Source organism: Streptomyces sp. URMC 126 (assembly GCF_051386555.1).
In the GTDB taxonomy this organism is placed as follows: domain Bacteria; phylum Actinomycetota; class Actinomycetes; order Streptomycetales; family Streptomycetaceae; genus Streptomyces.
Map to the genome: position 1 here is coordinate 1 of NZ_JBPQTX010001127.1, position 251 is coordinate 251.

Below are 251 nucleotides of genomic sequence, written 5' to 3' on the forward strand. Positions count from 1 at the left end.
GGTCAATACCGATTCGGCGGGGTTTCGCTACTCGGAGTCGTTGACCACGCGGTATTCGGTGGCCGACGGCGGCCAAAGCAGCGGCCCGGTCAGGTTGTTGGCGGGCAGCTCGACGGTATTCGGTATTGGCGCCAGTGCTGACAGCCAGACATTGGCGTCGCGCCTCACCCAAAACGACCCCCGTGGCCAGCACTGGCTCAACTTTGGCGGTCGCAGTTTCAACTCCACTCAAGAATTGACCCTGTTCACCC

1 pseudogene is annotated in these 251 nt (G+C 61.8%); it reads left to right on the forward strand.

The features are described from left to right. Positions 1 to 251 (forward strand): annotated as a pseudogene (locus ACSNOK_RS35360) (SGNH/GDSL hydrolase family protein); the annotation flags it as partial.